The organism is Aeromonas sp. R4-3, from assembly GCF_040908275.1.
Classification (GTDB): domain Bacteria; phylum Pseudomonadota; class Gammaproteobacteria; order Enterobacterales; family Aeromonadaceae; genus Aeromonas; species Aeromonas rivipollensis.
Genome location: NZ_JBFODK010000061.1, coordinates 112303 through 129431 on the forward strand (window position 1 = coordinate 112303; position 17129 = coordinate 129431).

General features: G+C 62.0%; 17 protein-coding genes and 1 pseudogene. 12 read left to right on the forward strand and 6 right to left on the reverse strand.

The window, feature by feature from the left end; all coding sequences use genetic code 11:
- Positions 1 to 37: 37 nt before the first annotated feature.
- From AB5Y91_RS19275 to AB5Y91_RS19285, 3 genes are all read left to right on the forward strand, one after another.
- A complete protein-coding gene (locus tag AB5Y91_RS19275) occupies positions 38 to 1201 on the forward strand; it encodes a phosphoglycerate kinase (RefSeq protein WP_005332815.1) in 1164 nt (387 codons plus the stop codon).
- A 116-nt stretch (positions 1202 to 1317) separates the two neighbouring features.
- On the forward strand, positions 1318 to 2397 hold the full coding sequence (fbaA, locus tag AB5Y91_RS19280; RefSeq protein ID WP_368170562.1) for a class II fructose-bisphosphate aldolase: 1080 nt from the start codon (positions 1318 to 1320) through the stop codon (positions 2395 to 2397).
- A 212-nt stretch (positions 2398 to 2609) separates the two neighbouring features.
- Positions 2610 to 3914, forward strand: a complete 1305-nt coding sequence (locus AB5Y91_RS19285; protein WP_262111840.1) for an FAD-binding oxidoreductase — start codon at positions 2610 to 2612, stop codon at positions 3912 to 3914.
- Positions 3915 to 3951: 37 nt separating this feature from the next.
- On the opposite strand, the pseudogene AB5Y91_RS19290 reads toward AB5Y91_RS19285, so the two are convergent.
- From AB5Y91_RS19290 to cutA, 3 genes and pseudogenes are all read right to left on the reverse strand, one after another.
- Positions 3952 to 4369 (reverse strand): annotated as a pseudogene (locus AB5Y91_RS19290) (hypothetical protein).
- 130 nt (positions 4370 to 4499) lie between these two features.
- The gene (locus AB5Y91_RS19295; protein WP_368170563.1) at positions 4500 to 6275 is read right to left on the reverse strand and encodes a protein-disulfide reductase DsbD; all 1776 of its coding nucleotides are present in this window, start codon (positions 6273 to 6275) and stop codon (positions 4500 to 4502) included.
- Positions 6272 to 6589: a divalent-cation tolerance protein CutA gene (gene cutA, locus AB5Y91_RS19300; protein WP_111910485.1), complete on the reverse strand. Its 318-nt coding sequence runs from the start codon at positions 6587 to 6589 to the stop codon at positions 6272 to 6274. Before cutA ends, AB5Y91_RS19295 begins: the two co-directional genes overlap by 4 nt.
- A gap of 194 nt (positions 6590 to 6783) precedes the next feature.
- Here cutA and AB5Y91_RS19305 point away from each other — a divergent pair, with 194 nt between their 5' ends.
- Entirely contained in the window at positions 6784 to 7125 is a 342-nt protein-coding gene (locus AB5Y91_RS19305; RefSeq protein WP_025328270.1) for a hypothetical protein, read from the forward strand.
- Between the two features lie 77 nt (positions 7126 to 7202).
- Here AB5Y91_RS19305 and AB5Y91_RS19310 read toward each other — a convergent pair whose 3' ends face one another.
- Positions 7203 to 7640, reverse strand: a complete 438-nt coding sequence (locus AB5Y91_RS19310; RefSeq protein ID WP_368170564.1) for a PACE efflux transporter — start codon at positions 7638 to 7640, stop codon at positions 7203 to 7205.
- A 131-nt stretch (positions 7641 to 7771) separates the two neighbouring features.
- On the opposite strand from AB5Y91_RS19310, the gene AB5Y91_RS19315 reads away from it, so the two are divergent.
- Positions 7772 to 8653, forward strand: coding sequence for a LysR family transcriptional regulator (locus tag AB5Y91_RS19315; RefSeq protein ID WP_368170565.1), 882 nt, complete (start codon positions 7772 to 7774; stop codon positions 8651 to 8653).
- Positions 8654 to 8659: 6 nt separating this feature from the next.
- On the opposite strand, the gene ygfZ is transcribed toward AB5Y91_RS19315, so the two are convergent.
- Positions 8660 to 9571: a tRNA-modifying protein YgfZ gene (gene ygfZ / locus AB5Y91_RS19320; RefSeq protein ID WP_368170566.1), complete on the reverse strand. Its 912-nt coding sequence runs from the start codon at positions 9569 to 9571 to the stop codon at positions 8660 to 8662.
- Between the two features lie 113 nt (positions 9572 to 9684).
- Between ygfZ and AB5Y91_RS19325 the strand changes: the two genes are divergently transcribed.
- Together AB5Y91_RS19325 and AB5Y91_RS19330 are read left to right on the forward strand one after the other, a co-directional pair.
- Positions 9685 to 9954, forward strand: a complete 270-nt coding sequence (locus AB5Y91_RS19325) for a succinate dehydrogenase assembly factor 2 (protein ID WP_025328266.1) — start codon at positions 9685 to 9687, stop codon at positions 9952 to 9954.
- An 18-nt stretch (positions 9955 to 9972) separates the two neighbouring features.
- Positions 9973 to 10347, forward strand: coding sequence for a protein YgfX (locus AB5Y91_RS19330; protein ID WP_368170608.1), 375 nt, complete (start codon positions 9973 to 9975; stop codon positions 10345 to 10347).
- Positions 10348 to 10629: 282 nt separating this feature from the next.
- Here AB5Y91_RS19330 and nadB read toward each other — a convergent pair whose 3' ends face one another.
- Entirely contained in the window at positions 10630 to 12237 is a 1608-nt protein-coding gene (gene nadB / locus AB5Y91_RS19335; RefSeq protein ID WP_106885819.1) for an L-aspartate oxidase, read from the reverse strand.
- A 181-nt stretch (positions 12238 to 12418) separates the two neighbouring features.
- Between nadB and rpoE the strand changes: the two genes are divergently transcribed.
- The 5 genes from rpoE to lepA all read left to right on the forward strand — a co-directional run bounded on the left by rpoE (position 12419) and on the right by lepA (position 17129).
- Complete coding sequence (gene rpoE, locus AB5Y91_RS19340) at positions 12419 to 13000, forward strand: RNA polymerase sigma factor RpoE (RefSeq protein ID WP_106885820.1); 582 nt, start codon at positions 12419 to 12421, stop codon at positions 12998 to 13000.
- A gap of 23 nt (positions 13001 to 13023) precedes the next feature.
- Positions 13024 to 13611 carry a sigma-E factor negative regulatory protein gene (locus AB5Y91_RS19345; RefSeq protein ID WP_106885821.1) on the forward strand — a complete coding sequence of 196 codons (588 nt, stop codon included), beginning with the start codon at positions 13024 to 13026 and terminating at the stop codon, positions 13609 to 13611.
- A 21-nt stretch (positions 13612 to 13632) separates the two neighbouring features.
- Positions 13633 to 14613 carry a MucB/RseB C-terminal domain-containing protein gene (locus AB5Y91_RS19350; protein WP_025328262.1) on the forward strand — a complete coding sequence of 327 codons (981 nt, stop codon included), beginning with the start codon at positions 13633 to 13635 and terminating at the stop codon, positions 14611 to 14613.
- Between the two features lie 90 nt (positions 14614 to 14703).
- Positions 14704 to 15165 (forward strand): SoxR reducing system RseC family protein, encoded by a 462-nt coding sequence (locus tag AB5Y91_RS19355; RefSeq protein ID WP_163137686.1) that lies wholly within the window; start codon positions 14704 to 14706, stop codon positions 15163 to 15165.
- Positions 15166 to 15335: 170 nt separating this feature from the next.
- Positions 15336 to 17129 (forward strand): translation elongation factor 4, encoded by a 1794-nt coding sequence (lepA, locus tag AB5Y91_RS19360; protein ID WP_042648728.1) that lies wholly within the window; start codon positions 15336 to 15338, stop codon positions 17127 to 17129.

A 17129-nucleotide genomic window follows, 5' to 3' on the forward strand; every position in this document is an offset into this window, starting at 1 on the left:
TTTTTAACATTACCTGAAAATATATAGAGGACTGAATATGTCTGTTATCAAGATGACCGACCTGGATCTGGCGGGTAAACGCGTTCTGATCCGTGCTGACCTGAACGTGCCGGTAAAAGACGGCAAGGTCACCTCCGACGCACGTATCGTGGCTACCCTGCCGACCATCAAGCTGGCTCTGGAAAAGGGCGCCAAGCTGATGATCACTTCCCACCTGGGTCGTCCGACCGAGGGTGAATACAACGAAGAATTCTCCCTGGCCCCGGTAGTCAACTATCTGAAAGACGCTCTGTCCTGCCCGGTGCGCCTGGCCAAGGATTACCTGGATGGCGTAGATGTCGCCGCCGGTGAGCTGGTTGTGCTGGAAAACTGCCGTTTCAACAAAGGCGAGAAGAAGAACACCGAAGAGCTGGCCAAAAAATACGCCGCCCTGTGTGACGTCTTTGTAATGGATGCATTCGGTACTGCTCACCGCGCCGAAGGTTCCACCTACGGTGTGGCCCAGTTCGCCCCGGTTGCCTGTGCAGGCCCCCTGCTGGCCGGTGAACTGGATGCCCTGGGCAAGGCCATGCTGAAGCCCGAGCGCCCCATGGTTGCCATCGTTGGCGGCTCCAAGGTCTCCACCAAGCTGACCGTGCTGGAATCTCTCTCCAAGATCGCTGACCAGCTGGTGGTCGGTGGTGGCATCGCCAACACCTTCATCGCCGCTGCCGGTCACAACGTTGGCAAGTCCCTGTGCGAGCACGACCTGATCGACACCGCCAAGAAGCTGGCTGCCGAGACCAACATTCCGGTGACCACTGATGTGGTCGTGGGTACCGAGTTCTCCGAGTCCACTCCGGCCACCATCAAGTCCGTTAGCGATGTGACCGACGGTGACATGATCTTCGACATCGGCCCTGACTCTGCCAAGGCCCTGGCCGACATCATCATGAACGCCAAGACCATACTGTGGAACGGCCCGGTCGGCGTGTTCGAGTTCGACCAGTTCGCCGAAGGCACCAAGGTGATCGCCGAAGCCATCGCCGCTTCCCCGGCCTTCTCCATCGCTGGCGGTGGTGACACCCTGGCTGCCATCGACAAGTTCGGCATCGCCGACAAGGTCTCCTACATCTCCACCGGCGGCGGCGCCTTCCTGGAGTTCGTAGAAGGCAAGGTACTGCCGGCTGTCGCGATTCTTGAAGAACGCGCCAAAGCCTAATTGACCCGGGACGGGGGGCAAAAGCCTCCCGTTTCGTTTATCATGTGGCCGTTGTGCCGGTTCATGATGAACCCCCCATTTTTTATTAACGGCATACGAGAACAGGACGATTAAACATGTCTAAGAAAATTTTCGACTTCGTAAAACCCGGCGTGATCACTGGTGATGACGTTCAGAAAGTGTTCGCCATCGCTAAAGAGAACGGCTTCGCTCTGCCTGCCGTGAACTGCGTGGGTACCGACTCCGTCAACGCCGTGCTGGAAGCTGCCGCCAAGGTCAAAGCCCCGGTCATCGTTCAGTTCTCCAACGGTGGTGCCGTGTTCACCGCCGGTAAGGGTCTGAAGCTGGAAGGCCAGCAGGCTGCCATCATCGGTGCCATCTCCGGTGCCAAGCACGTGCACGCCGTTGCCGAAGCTTACGGTGTTCCCGTGATCCTGCACACCGACCACGCCGCCAAGAAGCTGCTGCCGTGGATCGACGGTCTGCTGGAAGCGGGCGAGAAGCACTTCGCTGAAACCGGCAAGCCGCTGTTCTCCTCCCACATGCTGGATCTGTCCGAAGAGTCTCTGGAAGAGAACATCGACATCTGCTGCGAGTATCTGACCCGCATGGCCAAGATGAACATGACTCTGGAGCTGGAACTTGGTTGCACCGGTGGCGAAGAAGACGGTGTGGACAACAGCCACATGGATCAATCCGCCCTGTACACCCAGCCGGAAGACGTGGCTTACGCCTACGAGCGTCTGTCCAAGATCAGCCCGCGTTTCACCATCGCTGCCTCCTTCGGCAACGTACACGGTGTATACAAGCCGGGTAACGTCAAGCTGACCCCGTCCATCCTGGATGCTTCCCAGAAGTTCGTTTCCGAGAAGTTCGGTCTGCCTGCCAAGTCCCTGGACTTCGTGTTCCACGGTGGCTCAGGTTCCACCCTGGATGAGATCCGCGAATCCATCTCCTACGGCGTGGTGAAGATGAATATCGACACCGACACCCAGTGGGCTACCTGGGAAGGTCTGTTGAACTTCTACAAGACCAACGAAGCCTACCTGCAAGGCCAGCTGGGCAACCCGGAAGGCGCCGACAAGCCGAACAAGAAGTTCTACGATCCGCGCGTATGGCTGCGTGCCGGTCAGACTTCCATGATCGCCCGTCTGGAGAAAGCCTTCTCCGACCTGAACGCCATCAACGTACTGTAATTCGTTACCGTATCTTGATTGCCTGAAGAGGCGCCCTGCGGGGCGCCTCTTTCATTGAGGCCGCCTCGGCTGGCCTCTCAAAAGGTGTCCTTCGGGACACCTTTTGCATTTCTGTGATCCTGACAGGCTGGATTGGTGACCCTGGGCTGGGTATTATCGATGACACTCCGTTTAATTTAGTAAACAAGTGCAACCAAGGCAGGACGCTGAGCATGCAGACAGGAAGACACAACGGACACCAGGAGCACGTGGCCTCCTATTACGCGGCCACCCGCAACGATCATCAGCAGTGGCCCGAGCTCAGCGGTGAGCTGGATGCCGACGTCTGCATCATAGGCGGCGGCTTCACCGGCCTCAATACCGCCATCAACCTGGCCGAGGCCGGGTACAAGGTGGTCTTGCTTGAGGCCAACCGCATCGGCTGGGGCGCCTCTGGCCGCAACGGCGGCCAGCTCATTCGCGGCATAGGTCACGACACCAGCCAGTTTGCCCGCTGGATAGGCGAGCAAGGGGTACGTGAGCTGGACCTGATGGGGCTGGAGGCGGTGCAGCTGGTGCGCGAGCGGGTCGCGCGGTTCAACATCGACTGCGACCTGACCTGGGGCTACTGCGATCTCGCCACCAAGCCGCGCCACCTCAAGGGGTTTGAGGAGGATGCCGAGCACTTGGCCAGCCTGGGATACAGGCACGAACTCAAGCTGGTCCCCAAGGGGGAGATAAGGTCAGTGGTGGGGTCGGATCGCTATATCGGCGGCATGATCGACATGGGCTCAGGCCACCTGCATCCCCTCAACCTGGCCCTGGGTGAGGCGCGTGCGGCGGCCAGCCTGGGCGTCGCCCTGTTCGAGCAGTCCAGGGTGACTCACATCGAGTATGGCGATCGGGTCGAAGTGACCACGGCCCACGGCCGTTGTCGCGCCAGCTACCTGGTGATCGGCTGCAACGCCTACCTCAATGAGCTCAATCCCGAACTCGGGGGCAAGGTGCTGCCGGCGGGCTCCTACATACTCGCCACCCAGGTGCTGGAGAAACGGCTGCGCCAGCGGCTGCTGCCGCAAAACATGGCGGTGTGCGATCAGAACGTGGCGCTCGACTACTACCGGCTATCGGCCGATGGTCGCCTGCTGTTTGGCGGGGCCTGCAACTACTCGGGGCGCGATCCCAAGGACATCAAGGCGTTTATGCTGCCCAAGCTGCTGCGGGTCTTCCCTGAGCTGGCGGGTACTGCCATCGAGTTTCAGTGGGGGGGCATGATAGGCATAGGCGCCAACCGGCTGCCGCAGATAGGGCGCCTCAAAGAGTACCCCAACGTGTTCTATGCCCAGGCTTACTCGGGGCACGGCCTCAACGCCACTCATATGGCGGGCAAGCTGGTGGCCGAGGCGATCAGGGGGGAGAGCCGTGGCTTCGATCTCTTCAGTCGCGTGCCTCACATGACCTTCCCAGGCGGGCCTGCCCTGCGCTCTCCCTTGCTGGCGCTCGGGATGCTGTGGCACAGAATGAAGGATCTGCTCTAAGGGGTATTTCGGTGGCTGGCGGCAGGGAGGAGAAGGCTCATCCCTGCTGCGCCGGATCCGGCTCTGCCAGGCGCCAGCCCTGCTCTGTCTTCATCATCCAGACCTGGCTCTCCTGCGCCAGTGCCTGGCCTGCCTCGAATTCGCCGTATTTGCGCTCCAGCTCCATCAGGGCCATCTCCTGCTGGAAGGGGCCGACCCTGTCATAGACCAGATCCTCGTCGTGCAGCACCTGCAACTGATCCAGCCCCTGCTTGAAGTGGAGCCGGTAGCTCACCTTGACCAGATAGACCCCCTCCATCCGCTCCTCCTTGCCGAGAATGGCGAAGTCGCTGATCTCGAACAGGGCGGGATCCGTGTCGGCCTGCAGCCTGGCGGTGACCTGGCTCTGGATCGCCTCTTCACCTGGACCTGAGTTGCAGCCATAGAGCCAGCAGGGGGATGAACCACTTTTTCATCAAAACTCCGGACGATGCGAGACGGGAAAGGGCAAATTCTGCCATGGCGCCTGTCATATACAAGGGATGGCCAGAAAAATCAGCGCGCAGAGGAGAGGACGGCCCGCGCGGCAAGGCGGGCCGCCATGGTTCAGCGCAGCTTGTCCAGCTGGCCGAGGAACTCGGCGGGCCCCATGAAGCCGGTCACCCGCTGCCCGCTCACCTCGTTGCCTGCGGCATCGAAGAAGATCAGGGTCGGCAGCCCCAGCACGTTCAGGCCGTTGAGCAGATCCACGTCGGCATCGTCGTTGGCGGTGACGTCAGCCTGCAGCAGCACCATGTCAGCAAAGCGCGCCCGCACGGCGGGATCGCTGAAGGTCTTGTGTTCGAACTCCTTACAGGCCACGCACCAGTCGGCGTAGAGATCCAGCAGCACCGGCTTGCCGCGAGCGGCCTCGAGCCGGGTCTTGAGGTCATCCAGGGTCTTGATGCGGATAAACCGGGGGGCCTCGGCCCCGGTGCTGGCCTTGACGCCAGGCTCGGGCAGCAGCAGATCCTTGCCCACCACCACCAGGCTCATCATCGCCAGCAGCAGCACGAAGCCGCCGAGGCTCTTGCCCACCGAGTGGGGGCGATGCTGGTTGTGATGATAGAGATAGCCACACAGCAGCAGTGCCCAGCCGAGCCAGAGCAGGGTGGCGACCTGGTCGCTCAAGAGCCGTGACAGCAGCAGGATCGGCACCGCCAGCAGCGCAAAGCCAAAGAGTTGCTTGATCACATCCATCCAGGCGCCCGCCTTGGGCAGCAGCTTGCCCCCCGAGGTGCCGAGCAGCAGCAGCGGTAGCCCCATGCCCAGCGACAGGGCATAGAGGGCCGCCCCGCCGAGCCAGAGATCGCCGCTCTGGGCCACGTAGATGAGGGCGCCGGAGAGCGGCGCCGTGGTGCAGGGGGAGCAGACCAGGCCGGAGATCATCCCCATGATGGTGACCCCGACCACTGAGCCGCCCTGCTGGCGGTTGGAGAGGCCTGACAGCCGGGTTTGCAGGCTGCTCGGCAGTTGCAGGGTATAGAGCCCGAACATGGAGAGGGCCAGCAGCACGAACATCACCGAGAGGCCGATTAGCACATAGGGGTGCTGCAGCGCCGCCTGGAACTTCAGGCCCGCCGAGGCGACCACCAGCCCGAGCAGGGTATAGGTGACCGCCATCCCCTGCACATAGACGAAGGAGAGCAGGAAGGCGCGGCGGGTGGAGAGGTGCTGGCCGGCACCGGCGATGATGCCGGTCAAAATGGGGTACATGGGGAAGACGCAGGGGGTGAAGGCGAGCCCCAGCCCCAGCGCAAAGAAGGCGGCGATGCTGAGCCAGAAGCCCTGGCTGCCGAGGGCGGCCGCCAGTCGATCCTGCTGGCTGCCGGTCGGCGCCTCTGTGGCATCAGCGGGGTCTGTCTGCCCGGCGTCGCCGGTGGCCGCGAGGGGCTGCACCGGGATCCGCTTGTCGGTGGGGGGATAGCAGAGGCCATCGGTGCACCCCTGATAGCTTATCTGCAGGCTGGCGGAGTCCCCCACCTGGGTCAAGGTGACGGGGATCTGCAGCTCCTGATAGAAGACCCGGGTCTTGCCGAAGAAGTCATCCTCATGCTCGGTGCCCGCAGGCAGCGCGAGGGGCTCGAAGGCGAGGTTGTCCCCCTTGACGCTGATGCTGTGGCGATAGAGGTAGTAACCGTCGGCGAGGCGCAGGGTCAGCAGCAGCTTGTTTCCCTGCTGCTCGCTCTCGAGGACGAAGGCCTCGTCCACTTTCAGAAACTTGGGCTGGGCACTGGCCTCGATGCCGAGGCTGCTCAGCAGATCCTGGCTGTTGGCCTGGGCGGGGGCCGCGAGCAGGCTCAGCAGGAGCAACAGGGGGGAAAGCAGGGATCGCAGAGTCATGAGGTCTCCTGTGTCAACCAGTCGAGGTAGGCTTGATGACCCTGGCTGGCGGGGATCGCCAGGATCTCCGGCACCTGGTAGGGGTGGTGAGCCAGGATGCACCGCTCTAGCTCGGCAAAGAGCGGCTGGCGGGATTTGATGATGAGCTGGATCTCCCGTGCCCGCTCTATCTTCCCCTGCCAGCGATAGACGGAGGTGAGCCCCGGCAACTGATTGATGCAGGCGGCGAGGCGCTGGTTGAGCAGTTGCTCGCAGAGGTGGTCGGCACTGGCTTCATCAGGGCAGGTGCAGAGCACCAGAATGGCGTCGGTCATGGGGTTGGCAGTCTCGTCAGCGGGGGCGCAAGGGCCCTCTGGAACAGCGGTTACTATACCGGGCAAAGGGGCAAATAGCACCCGGCCCGCGCCCTGCTGGCGGCTCTCTCAATTAGTGATGCGCCCGAGATAGACGCTGTGAAAAGGACAGGGCAGAATGAGCGGGCTTGTTCCCACTCTACGTAAGGAAATGTATGACCCAACAGAATGAGCAGCAGAGAAACCGCATGTTGAGCCTGTTGCGTGAAGGCGAGCGCCGCATGTTGGTGCAACTGGCCGGTCTGCTGCGTACCAGTGTCGATGAAATCAATGCGGAGCTGGAAAAAGAAGAGTTGCTGTCTGCCCTGGAGCAACCCATTACGGTGGAGTACCTCAACGGCGTGGTGCAACACCATCTGTTCGAGCGTCTGCACAAGGGAGACATGGTCGCGGCCCAGCGCATGCTGAACCAGTATCAGAGCGACCTCGAGGCCATGCTGAACCAGGAAGCGGCCCAGACCGAGGCCCCTGCCGACGAGGTGAAGGCGCAAGCCTGAATACCTGCCCCTCGAGGATCCAGATCAGCACCATCATGCCAGTCGCATGATGGTGCCTCGTTTTATCCCTTCTCTTGTCACCCCGTGACCCGCTGCGCCCCCTGGCCCGGGATGGGGAACACCTTGTCATAGCTCCAGTTGTAGACGAAGGCATAGACCAGGTAGAACAGCACGAAGCCCAGATCCAGCACCAGCGCCTCCAGCAGGCCGATGTCGAGCCACCAGGACATTACCGGCAGGGCGACGATCAGCAAGCCCCCCTCGAAACCCAAGGTATGCAGCACCCGTTTCCAGAGCGTCTTGTGGGTGTGGCCCTGCAGCCGCAGCAGCAGCCTGTCCACCCCTATGTTGTAGACATAGTTCCAGACGGTGGCGACCACCGAGAAGAACAGGGCCAGGGGCCCCATGTGGTTGAGACCGACGCCGGTGACCCAGCTTGCCAGGGGGGCGGCGATCAGCAGGCCAATCAATTCGAAGCCGATGGCGTGGCGCAGGCGATCACGGGTATTACGCATGGTCTGTCTCTCTATTGCTCTTTTCGGGTGTGTATGGCGGCCAATTTATCGCTATTTTTCGATAGGTTCACGTTGGTATCTATCGCTAAAATAGATGGATCTGGGTGCAATAACAGGGCAGGAGCAGGCGGATGACCCCCTCACTGGAACAATTCAAGGCGTTGCTGGCGGCCGCCGAAACGGGATCCTTCTCGGCGGCGGCGCGCCGCCTGGGCAAGGCGCAGTCGGTGGTGAGCACCGCCATCGCCAACCTGGAGATAGATCTCGGCCTCGAGCTGTTTGATCGCAGCGGTCGCTACCCTGTGCTGACCGAGGCGGGGGCCCGCATCAGTCAGGAGGCGGGGGTGCTGCTGGCCCAGAGCGAGCGGCTGCAAGCCATCGCCGGGGAGCTGGCCAGCGGCATAGAGTCGCGCCTCACCCTCGCCATCGACGATGACTCCCATCTGCCCTGGCTCGGCGCCCTGCTGGAGGAGTTCGCCGGCCGCTATCCGACTGTGGAGCTGGAGCTGCTGTTCCCGCTGATGGAGGATGTGACCGAGCTGCTCAAGAGCGGGCGGGCCCAGCTCGGCATCAGCTACCAGAAGGCACACCCCGAGCGGGAGCTGGTCTCCCGCTCCCTGGGGAGCGTCGCCATGCCCCTGGTGGTCTCCCCGGATCACCCCCTGGCCCACAAGACGCCGCTGCACGAGAGCGACCTGCAAGGGGCCCGCCAGCTGATGGTGACGGGACGGCGAGAGGGCACGGAGCGCCATCGCTTCCGCCTCTCGTCCCAGGTGTGGTGGGTCGAGGGGGACCTCGGGATCCTGGAGCTGGTCAAGCTGGGGCTGGGGTGGTCTGCGGTACCCGAGTTTCTGCTGCACCGGCCGCTGGCGCGGGGTGAGCTGGTGGTACTCAAGCCGGATTTCCTTCCCCTGGCCGAACTGGAGCTGGAGTTGCAGTGGTATCGCGCCCGCCCGCTCGGGCAGGCGGGGCGCTGGCTGAAGGAGGCCCTGCTGGCGCGGGTGCCTCGTTAGCGGACCTTAGTCGGTCAGGGAGTAGGGCAGGGGTTGCAGGGCGAGGCGGGAGCCTTCCTCCTGCTTGAGGCGGAAGCTGGCGTCGGCCTCGGTGTCCTTGGGCAGCACGGCGGTGAGCCACACCTGGCCATCCTGCTGCCAGGCGTTCAGCACCATGCCGCTGCGCCGCCAGTTGTCACCGAGCTGGATCTCCAGGGTATCGCCGCTGGCCACGGGGCCACTGGCCTGCCCGGCCAGCACGAAGAGGGCGCGGTTGTTGGCGCCGCGGTACTTGGCGCGGGCCACTATCTCCTGCCCCATGTAGCAGCCCTTGGTGAAGCTGATACCGTCCAGGGCCTGCAGGTTCAGCATCTGGGGAATGTACTCCCCCTGATGGACCGCCTCCAGGTGCGGGATGCCCGCCTTGATGTCCAGACCCCACCAGAGCGCTTCGTCGCCGGCAGGCAAGCTCAGCGCCAGCGGCGACTCGCTTGCCAGCAGCCAGCGATCGGCTTCCACCCTGACCGCCATGCCGCCCTCGACAAGGCCGGTCCCGGTCAGCTCGAAGTGCTGTGCTACCCAGGCATCCGTGCCCTGACCGGCCAGGCCGACCGCCTGGCCCTGGAACTCGCCGATCTCCACCTTGGCGAATACCGCAAACTTCTTGAGTTCGGGCAGCTGGCGCGCCAGCACTGACGGCTTGGTCAGCAGCAGCAGGCTCTCATCGAGGCAGAGCAGGCGAAAATCGCTCCACAGCTTGCCCTTGGGATCGCAATGGCCGCCGAGGGTGCTCTGGCCAGGTTGCAGGGCGTTGACGTCACAGGTGACCTGGCCTTGCAGATATTTCACGCGATCATTGCCGGTGAGGCGGGTGATGGCCAGATCGGTCAGGGAAAACAGGGTTGGCTCGGCAGGAAGAACAGGGGTCGGCAGGCTCACGATGGTATTCCAGAGACAGAAAGTATGTGACCTGCATGGTAAAGACGTAAGGAATGTTTGTCAGCCGGAAAATCCAGCTGCTACCATCCCCGGGTCTTTGTAAGGAGAGTTCCATGTTGAGCCCAATTGAAAAGTCCCGCCTGAAGTGGGCCTGCCGTCGCGGCATGCTCGAGCTGGATGTGATCTTTATGCCCTTTTTCGAGCACGAGTTCGACTCCCTGAGCGAGGCCGAGCAGCAGACCTTCATCCGTCTGCTGGAGTGCGAGGATCCCGAGCTGTTCCGCTGGAGCATGGGCCACGGTGTGCCGAGCGACCCCGATTTCGCCGCCATGATCCCCCTGATCCTGGAGCGCAATCAGGCCCGTCATGATCGCCTGAGCTGATCCCCGATGCGGGTCCTGATGCCCGTCATCCCCTCCCGGCGGCAGCGCCTGCTGCTGCTTGCCCTGTTTGGGCTGTTGCTCTGGCCCACCGCCAGCCTGATCCAGGGCTGGCAATGGGGGCTGTTTCTCCCCTGCTGGTTGTTGGGGCTCTGGCTGGCCTGGCGCCCCGTCACGCAAGGGTGCCAGGCGCTGCTCTGGGACGGAGAGTGGCTGGAGTGGCAGGGCCGGCGCCATCGACTGGATGACCGCAGCCGCATCCTGCCCGGGGTGCTCTGGCTGCGGCTGGTGGCAGACGAGGGCGCCGAGTGCCACCTCTGGCTCTTCTCCGACGCCCTGGCACCCGAGCACTACCGCACCCTGGCCCGGGCCATTCACCTGACCGTTCCTCGCTGACCCCATCTTGCCCCCCAATAAATGACCCCGCCGAAGCGGGGTCATCTGATGGACTGTGGTGGGGTTGTTTACTCCCGATCCGGCGTCAGCACTGTCTGCCTGAGGTTCGGCTGCCTGTCCGGGTAGTCCGGGTGCAGGCAGTGGAGTCCGCAGCACGCCTCTGGCTTGCGCCGGATCACTCCCGATCCGGTGTCAGCACTGTCTGCCTAAGGTTCGGCTGCTTGTCCGGGTAGTCCGGGTGCAGGCAGTGCAATCCGCAGCACGCCTCTGGCTTGTGCCGGATCACTCCCGATCCGGTGTCAGCACTGTCGGCTTGGGGTTCGGCTGCATGTCCGGGTAGTCGAGGTTATAGTGCAGTCCGCGGGACTCCTTGCGCTCCAGGGCACAGTTGACGATGAGCTCGGCCACCTGCAACAGGTTGCGCAGCTCCAGCAGGTTGTTGGAGACGCGGAAGTTCGCATAGTACTCCTGGACCTCCTGCTTGAGCAGGTCGATGCGGCGCTTGGCGCGGGCCAGGCGCTTGTTGGTGCGCACTATCCCCACGTAATCCCACATCATCAGCCGCAGCTCGTGCCAGTTGTGCTGGATCACCACCTGTTCGTCCGAGTCATCCACCTGGCTCTCGTCCCAGGCGGGCAGGCTCGGCGGCTCCACGCTCATGGGCAGCTTGGCCAGGATGTCGGCCCCCGCCTGATGGGCATAGACCACGCATTCGAGCAGGGAGTTGGACGCCATGCGGTTGGCGCCGTGCAGCCCGGTGTAGGTCACCTCGCCGATGGCGTAGAGACCCGGGATGTCGGTCTGGCCGTTGTTGTCTATCATCACGCCGCCACAGGTGTAGTGCGCCGCCGGGACGATGGGCATGGCCTCCTTGGTGATGTCGATGCCGACCGCGAGGCAGCGCTCAAAGATGGTCGGGAAGTGCTTGATGATGAAATCCGCCGGCTTGTGGCTGATGTCCAGATACATGCAGTCGGCGCCGAGGCGTTTCATCTCGTGGTCGATGGCGCGGGCGACTATATCCCGCGGCGCCAGTTCGGCCCGCTCGTCGAAGTCTGGCATGAAGCGGCTGCCGTCGGGACGGCGCAGATAGGCACCCTCGCCACGCAGGGCTTCGGTCAGCAGGAAGTTGGGGTCATCGGGGTGGAACAGGCTGGTGGGGTGGAACTGGTTGAACTCCAGGTTTGCCACCCTGCAGCCGGCACGCCACGCCATGGCGATGCCGTCCCCCGAGCTCACGTCCGGGTTGGAGGTGTACTGATACACCTTGGAGGCACCGCCGGTGGCCAGCGCCACGAAGCGGGCGCGGATCACCTCGACCTGCTCGACATTGCGGTTCCAGACGTAGGCGCCGAGCACCCTGTTGCCCGGCAGATCCAGCTTGCGGGTGGTGATGAGGTCGACCGCGTTGAAGCGCTCCATCAGCTGGATATTGGGGTGGGAGCGGACCTGATCGATCAGGGTGAGCTGCACCGCCTTGCCGGTGGCGTCCGCCGCGTGGAAGATGCGGCGATGGCTGTGACCCCCTTCCCGGGTCAGGTGATAGTGGGATTCCCCCTCGGCATCCTCTTCCTGATCGAAGGGAACGCCCTGCTGGATCAGCCACTGGATGGAGTCGCGGGCGTTGCGAGCGGTGAACTCCACCACCGCCGGGTCACACAACCCGGCGCCGGCGTTGAGCGTGTCGCTCACGTGGGATTCGATGCTGTCGGTCTCGTCGAACACGGCAGCGATGCCTCCTTGCGCATAGAGAGTGGCCCCCTCACTGATGGGCCCCTTGCTCAGAACCAGGACTTTGGCCTGGTCTGCCAATCGCAACGCGAGGGACAGACCGGCGGCACCGCTGCCAATGATCAGTACGTCGCAAAGGTATTCAACACTTGCTTTCATAAGTATCATTGGCCTGGATTAAGAACTGGCCCCATGGTAGCCCAAGGGGGGTTGTGATGCAGCCCGCATCACATTTTTTTCAATGCAAGCGAACTTTCTCTGATTCTCCCTGTCTGAACTTGTGCGCTTAGAAGGGGCCGGAAAAGAAGAACGATAACCTGATGGGGGTTTTACGGCTCTGATGAGCGACCAGAATCTACTGGACGAACAGCTGGTTGAACGGGTCCAGCGTGGCGATAAAAATGCATTCAACCTGTTGGTAAAAAAATACCAGCATAAGGTGGTCAACCTGGTGGCCAGGTATGTCAACAATCCGGGCGATGTGCCGGATGTGGCGCAGGAGGCCTTTATCAAGGCTTACCGTGCGTTGCCGACATTCCGTGGCGAGAGCGCGTTTTACACCTGGTTGTATCGGATCGCCGTGAACACGGCCAAAAATTACCTGACCTCACAGGGGCGCAGACCGCCCAGCAGTGATGTCGAAGCGGACGAGGCTGAATATTATGGTGGTGGTGAAGCCCTGCAAGAAGTGGCCACCCCCGAAAACCTGGCGCTGACCGACGAGATCAAGCGCACTGTGTTTGCCGCCATAGAAGCCTTGCCAGAAGACTTGAGAACAGCGATCACCCTTCGTGAAATGGAAGGGCTGAGCTACGAAGAGATTGCGGAGATCATGGATTGCCCTGTGGGTACGGTGAGATCCCGTATCTTTCGGGCGAGGGAAGCAATCGACAAAAAGCTGCAACCTCTGATCGAGAATTAAACTGGGGAAAGACAGGCAAACTTATGGCAAATAAAGAGCAACTTTCAGCCCTGATGGATGGTGACCTCAGCGACATGGAGGTTCTGAACGAGCTGGGAACGGATCCCGCTCTGCAAGATACCTGGGCTCGTTACCATCTGATCGGTGATGCCATGCGGGGAGACCTGCCGGTCAATCTGCAACTGGATCTCAGTGACAGCATCATGCTGGCACTGGAAGACGAACCCGTCATACTGGCGCCCAAGCCGGTGCAACCTGTTGCGCCCCAGGTGAAGCCTGCTGGCAAGGTGGTGCCTCTGATCCGTCGCTTTGGCCAGCAAATGGGGCAGTATGCCATTGCTGCCTCTGTGGCTGCCGCCGTCATCTTCGGGGTGCAGCAGTATCAGGGCAACGACGGCATGCCGGCCAACCCTGTGCTCAACACCATACCGGTCGGTGGCAGTGCGACGCCAGTGAGCGTGCACTATCCCCAGGAGGGCAACCGTGCCACTCCTCGCCAGCAAGGCTTGAACGAGCAACAGATGCAGGAGCAGCGCGAGCGTATCAACGCCTTCCTGCGAGACCATCAATTGCAACAGCGTCTGCTGCAAGACAAGCAGATTCAGGAATAACGCATCTTTAGGGATCAGACCGTGCGCCAGTCCAGCCTCATTCTGCTGGCCTCTCTCCTGCTGATTTGTGCCAAGGCCTCGGCCGACGATCTGTCGGCCGAGGCCTTGTTGCAGCAGATGCAGAGTGCCGTTTCGCAACAAAATTTTGAGTTGTCCATGGTCAAGGCCCGTCAGGGACGCCTCGAGCCCATTCGCTTCAGCCACGGGGTGATCGATGGCAAGGAGGTCGCTCATCTGAGTTATCTCGACGGCAAGGCGGTGGAGTACCTGCAACGCCAGAACGAATACACCTTCTTCGAAAACACCCACGAACCTTACACCCTCAAGGGGGCGCGTTTCCCGGGCGTCTGGTCGAGCCTGGTGAAGATGCCGCTGCCCCGGGTGCTGGAGAGCTATGATCCCGTGCTGGCCGGTCGCAGCCGGGTAGCCGGCCTGGTGGCCCAGGTCGTGAGACTGGTGCCCAAGGAGGCGGACAAGTACGGCTTTGTGCTCTGGGTCGACGAGCAGAGTCACCTGCTGCTGCGGGTGGACATGGTGGACAAGGAGGGCAACCTGGTCGAACAGGTGCTGGGTGTGGATCTTGACAGGCAGCCGGCGCCCGCGCCCTGGCTTGTCACCCTGGCCCGCAGCAAGCTGCCCGATGCGCTGGCATTGGAAGACGCCTATCCCGCCCCCCAGCAGACCCTGAACTGGCACCTGACCTGGCTGCCGGGTGGATTCAAGGTGCTCTCTCAGGACAGGCACCAGTTGGTCAGCACCAGTCTGCCGGTGGACTACATGATGTTGTCGGACGGCGTGGTGGATCTCTCCGTCTATGTCTCCCGGGTCGATCCCAAGCAGGCGGTGCGCCAGCAGTTGATCCGCCAGGGAGCCACCTCGCTGGTGAGTTTCGTCAACGAGGTCGGGGTGGAGATCACCGTGGTCGGGGAAGTCCCCACCGAGACGGCCAAGCGCATCGCCGAGTCGGTGCAGCCGCTGGCCCGCAACGAGGCGGTACAGTGAGGCGGCATGCTGCCACTTGCCGAACCGGGACGACCGTGCTGAGATCGGGTAAATCCATAGCCGTTCGTCTGGAGTCATCCTGTGAGTAACATGAGCGAAGAGCTGGCAACAGTGGTGGCCGTCGAGGGGGCCTATGCCTGGGTGGAGTGCGAACGGCGCTCCGCCTGCAGCGGCTGCCATCAGCAGTCCAACTGTGGTACCGGCACAGTCGCCAAGGCCTTTCCCCTGAAGTCGCAGCGACTGCGGGTGGCGCTGACCGCCGAGGTCCTGGTTGGCCAGCAGATCCGCCTTGGTATTCCCCAGGCGAGCATCCTGCGGGGGGCCGCCCTGGTCTATGTGCTGCCGCTGTTCTGCCTGCTGCTCGGTGCCCTGCTCGGTCAGCTCTGGCTGGCGCCGCTGTTGTCGGCGGGGGAGGGCGTCACCATCCTCAGCTGCCTGCTGGGGGGCACAGTCGGATTTTTACTGGTTCGTTACTTTTCTGCCCGGCTCGAGCAAGGGGAATATGGTCCCCGCATGCTCGGTGTGGTACTCAATACCCGCCACCTCTCCTGAGCGGCGCTACCCTTTTCTGGCCCCGTCGCCGCCGTTTTGGTGCCGAGGGCCCGCCAGACAAGGCGCTATTTCTGGTGCCCGCCGACTAAAGATTGGCCGTCGACCTGGTTATCCAGTAAAATCCTGCCCTCATATCCGACCCTAACTTAATTTTGAGTGATTCTTGCTCGATGAAACACATTCGTAACTTTTCGATTATTGCGCACATCGACCACGGTAAATCGACCCTGTCGGACCGTCTGATCCAGACTTGTGGCGGCCTGTCCGACCGCGAGATGCAGGCTCAGGTGCTTGACTCCATGGATCTGGAGCGCGAGCGCGGCATTACCATCAAAGCACAGAGTGTGACCCTGAACTACCAGGCACAAGACGGTAACACCTATCAGCTGAACTTTATCGACACCCCGGGCCACGTGGATTTCTCCTACGAGGTTTCTCGCTCCCTGGCGGCCTGTGAAGGGGCTCTGCTGGTGGTGGATGCCGGTCAGGGGGTTGAGGCACAGACTCTGGCCAACTGCTACACCGCCATGGAGATGGAGCTGGAGGTGGTGCCCATCCTGAACAAGATCGATCTGCCTGCCGCAGAACCCGAGCGGGTTGCGGAAGAGATCGAGGACATAGTCGGCATAGACGCCATCGATGCGGTGCGTTGCTCCGCCAAGACCGGTCTGGGCGTTGACCTTGTGCTGGAAGAGATAGTGGCCCGTATCCCGTCACCGGAAGGTGATCCGGATGCCCCGCTGCAGGCGCTGATCATCGACTCCTGGTTCGACTCCTACCTTGGCGTCGTCTCCCTGGTGCGTATCAAGAACGGTTCGCTCAAGAAGAACGACAAGATCAAGGTGATGAGCACCGGTCAGGTGTGGGGCGTGGATCGCATCGGTATCTTCACCCCCAAGCAGGTGGACACCATGGGCCTGGGTTGTGGCGAGGTAGGTTGGGTCGTCTGCGGTATCAAGGACATCCACGGCGCCCCTGTGGGCGATACCCTGACGCAAGCCAAGAACGGTGCCGACAAGGCGCTGGCCGGCTTCAAGAAGGTGAAGCCGCAGGTCTATGCGGGTCTGTTCCCCATCTCCAGCGATGACTACGAGTCGTTCCGCGATGCGCTGGACAAGCTCTCCCTGAACGATGCCTCCCTGTTCTTCGAGCCGGAAAGCTCCACCGCACTGGGCTTCGGCTTCCGTTGTGGCTTCCTCGGCATGCTGCACATGGAGATCATCCAGGAGCGTCTGGAGCGGGAATACGATCTGGATCTCATCACCACGGCACCGACCGTAGTGTATGAAATCGAGCTGAACAACGGCGAGACCATCCACATCGACAGCCCGGCGGCCATGCCTCCGGTGAACAATATCAAAGAGATGCGCGAGCCCATCGCCGAGTGCAACATCTTGTTGCCGCAGGAGTACATGGGCAACGTGATCACCCTCTGTATCGAGAAGCGTGGCGTGCAGACCAACATGGTCTATCACGGCAAGCAGGTGGCGCTGACCTACGAGATCCCGATGGCGGAAGTGGTGCTCGATTTCTTCGACCGCCTGAAATCCACCAGTCGCGGCTATGCCTCCCTGGATTACGGCTTCAAGCGCTTCGAAACCTCCGAGATGGTGCGCCTCGACATCATGATCAACGGTGAGCGCGTCGATGCCCTGGCCATCATCACCCACAAGGAGAACGCCCAGTATCGCGGTCGCCAGGTGGTTGAGAAGATGCGCGAGCTGATCCCGCGCCAGATGTTCGACATCGCCATTCAGGCGTCCATCGGCAACCAGATCATCGCCCGCAGCACGGTCAAGGCCCTGCGCAAGGACGTGACCGCCAAGTGCTACGGCGGTGACGTGAGCCGGAAGAAGAAGCTGCTGAACAAGCAGAAAGAAGGCAAGAAGCGGATGAAGTCCCTGGGCCGTGTCGACGTGCCGCAAGAGGCCTTCCTCGCCATTCTCCACGTCGGAAAGGATTAA

What these genes read in the sequence shown, in the direction of transcription:
- AB5Y91_RS19275 (WP_005332815.1), top strand. Translation starts at nt 38, where the DNA reads ATGTCTGTTATCAAGATGACCGACCTGGATCTGGCGGGTAAACGCGTT.
- fbaA (WP_368170562.1), top strand. Translation starts at nt 1,318, where the DNA reads ATGTCTAAGAAAATTTTCGACTTCGTAAAACCCGGCGTGATCACTGGT.
- AB5Y91_RS19285 (WP_262111840.1), top strand. Translation starts at nt 2,610, where the DNA reads ATGCAGACAGGAAGACACAACGGACACCAGGAGCACGTGGCCTCCTAT.
- AB5Y91_RS19295 (WP_368170563.1), bottom strand. Translation starts at nt 6,275, where the DNA reads ATGACTCTGCGATCCCTGCTTTCCCCCCTGTTGCTCCTGCTGAGCCTG.
- cutA (WP_111910485.1), bottom strand. Translation starts at nt 6,589, where the DNA reads ATGACCGACGCCATTCTGGTGCTCTGCACCTGCCCTGATGAAGCCAGT.
- AB5Y91_RS19305 (WP_025328270.1), top strand. Translation starts at nt 6,784, where the DNA reads ATGACCCAACAGAATGAGCAGCAGAGAAACCGCATGTTGAGCCTGTTG.
- AB5Y91_RS19310 (WP_368170564.1), bottom strand. Translation starts at nt 7,640, where the DNA reads ATGCGTAATACCCGTGATCGCCTGCGCCACGCCATCGGCTTCGAATTG.
- AB5Y91_RS19315 (WP_368170565.1), top strand. Translation starts at nt 7,772, where the DNA reads ATGACCCCCTCACTGGAACAATTCAAGGCGTTGCTGGCGGCCGCCGAA.
- AB5Y91_RS19325 (WP_025328266.1), top strand. Translation starts at nt 9,685, where the DNA reads ATGTTGAGCCCAATTGAAAAGTCCCGCCTGAAGTGGGCCTGCCGTCGC.
- AB5Y91_RS19330 (WP_368170608.1), top strand. Translation starts at nt 9,973, where the DNA reads ATGCCCGTCATCCCCTCCCGGCGGCAGCGCCTGCTGCTGCTTGCCCTG.
- nadB (WP_106885819.1), bottom strand. Translation starts at nt 12,237, where the DNA reads ATGAAAGCAAGTGTTGAATACCTTTGCGACGTACTGATCATTGGCAGC.
- rpoE (WP_106885820.1), top strand. Translation starts at nt 12,419, where the DNA reads ATGAGCGACCAGAATCTACTGGACGAACAGCTGGTTGAACGGGTCCAG.
- AB5Y91_RS19345 (WP_106885821.1), top strand. Translation starts at nt 13,024, where the DNA reads ATGGCAAATAAAGAGCAACTTTCAGCCCTGATGGATGGTGACCTCAGC.
- AB5Y91_RS19355 (WP_163137686.1), top strand. Translation starts at nt 14,704, where the DNA reads ATGAGCGAAGAGCTGGCAACAGTGGTGGCCGTCGAGGGGGCCTATGCC.
- lepA (WP_042648728.1), top strand. Translation starts at nt 15,336, where the DNA reads ATGAAACACATTCGTAACTTTTCGATTATTGCGCACATCGACCACGGT.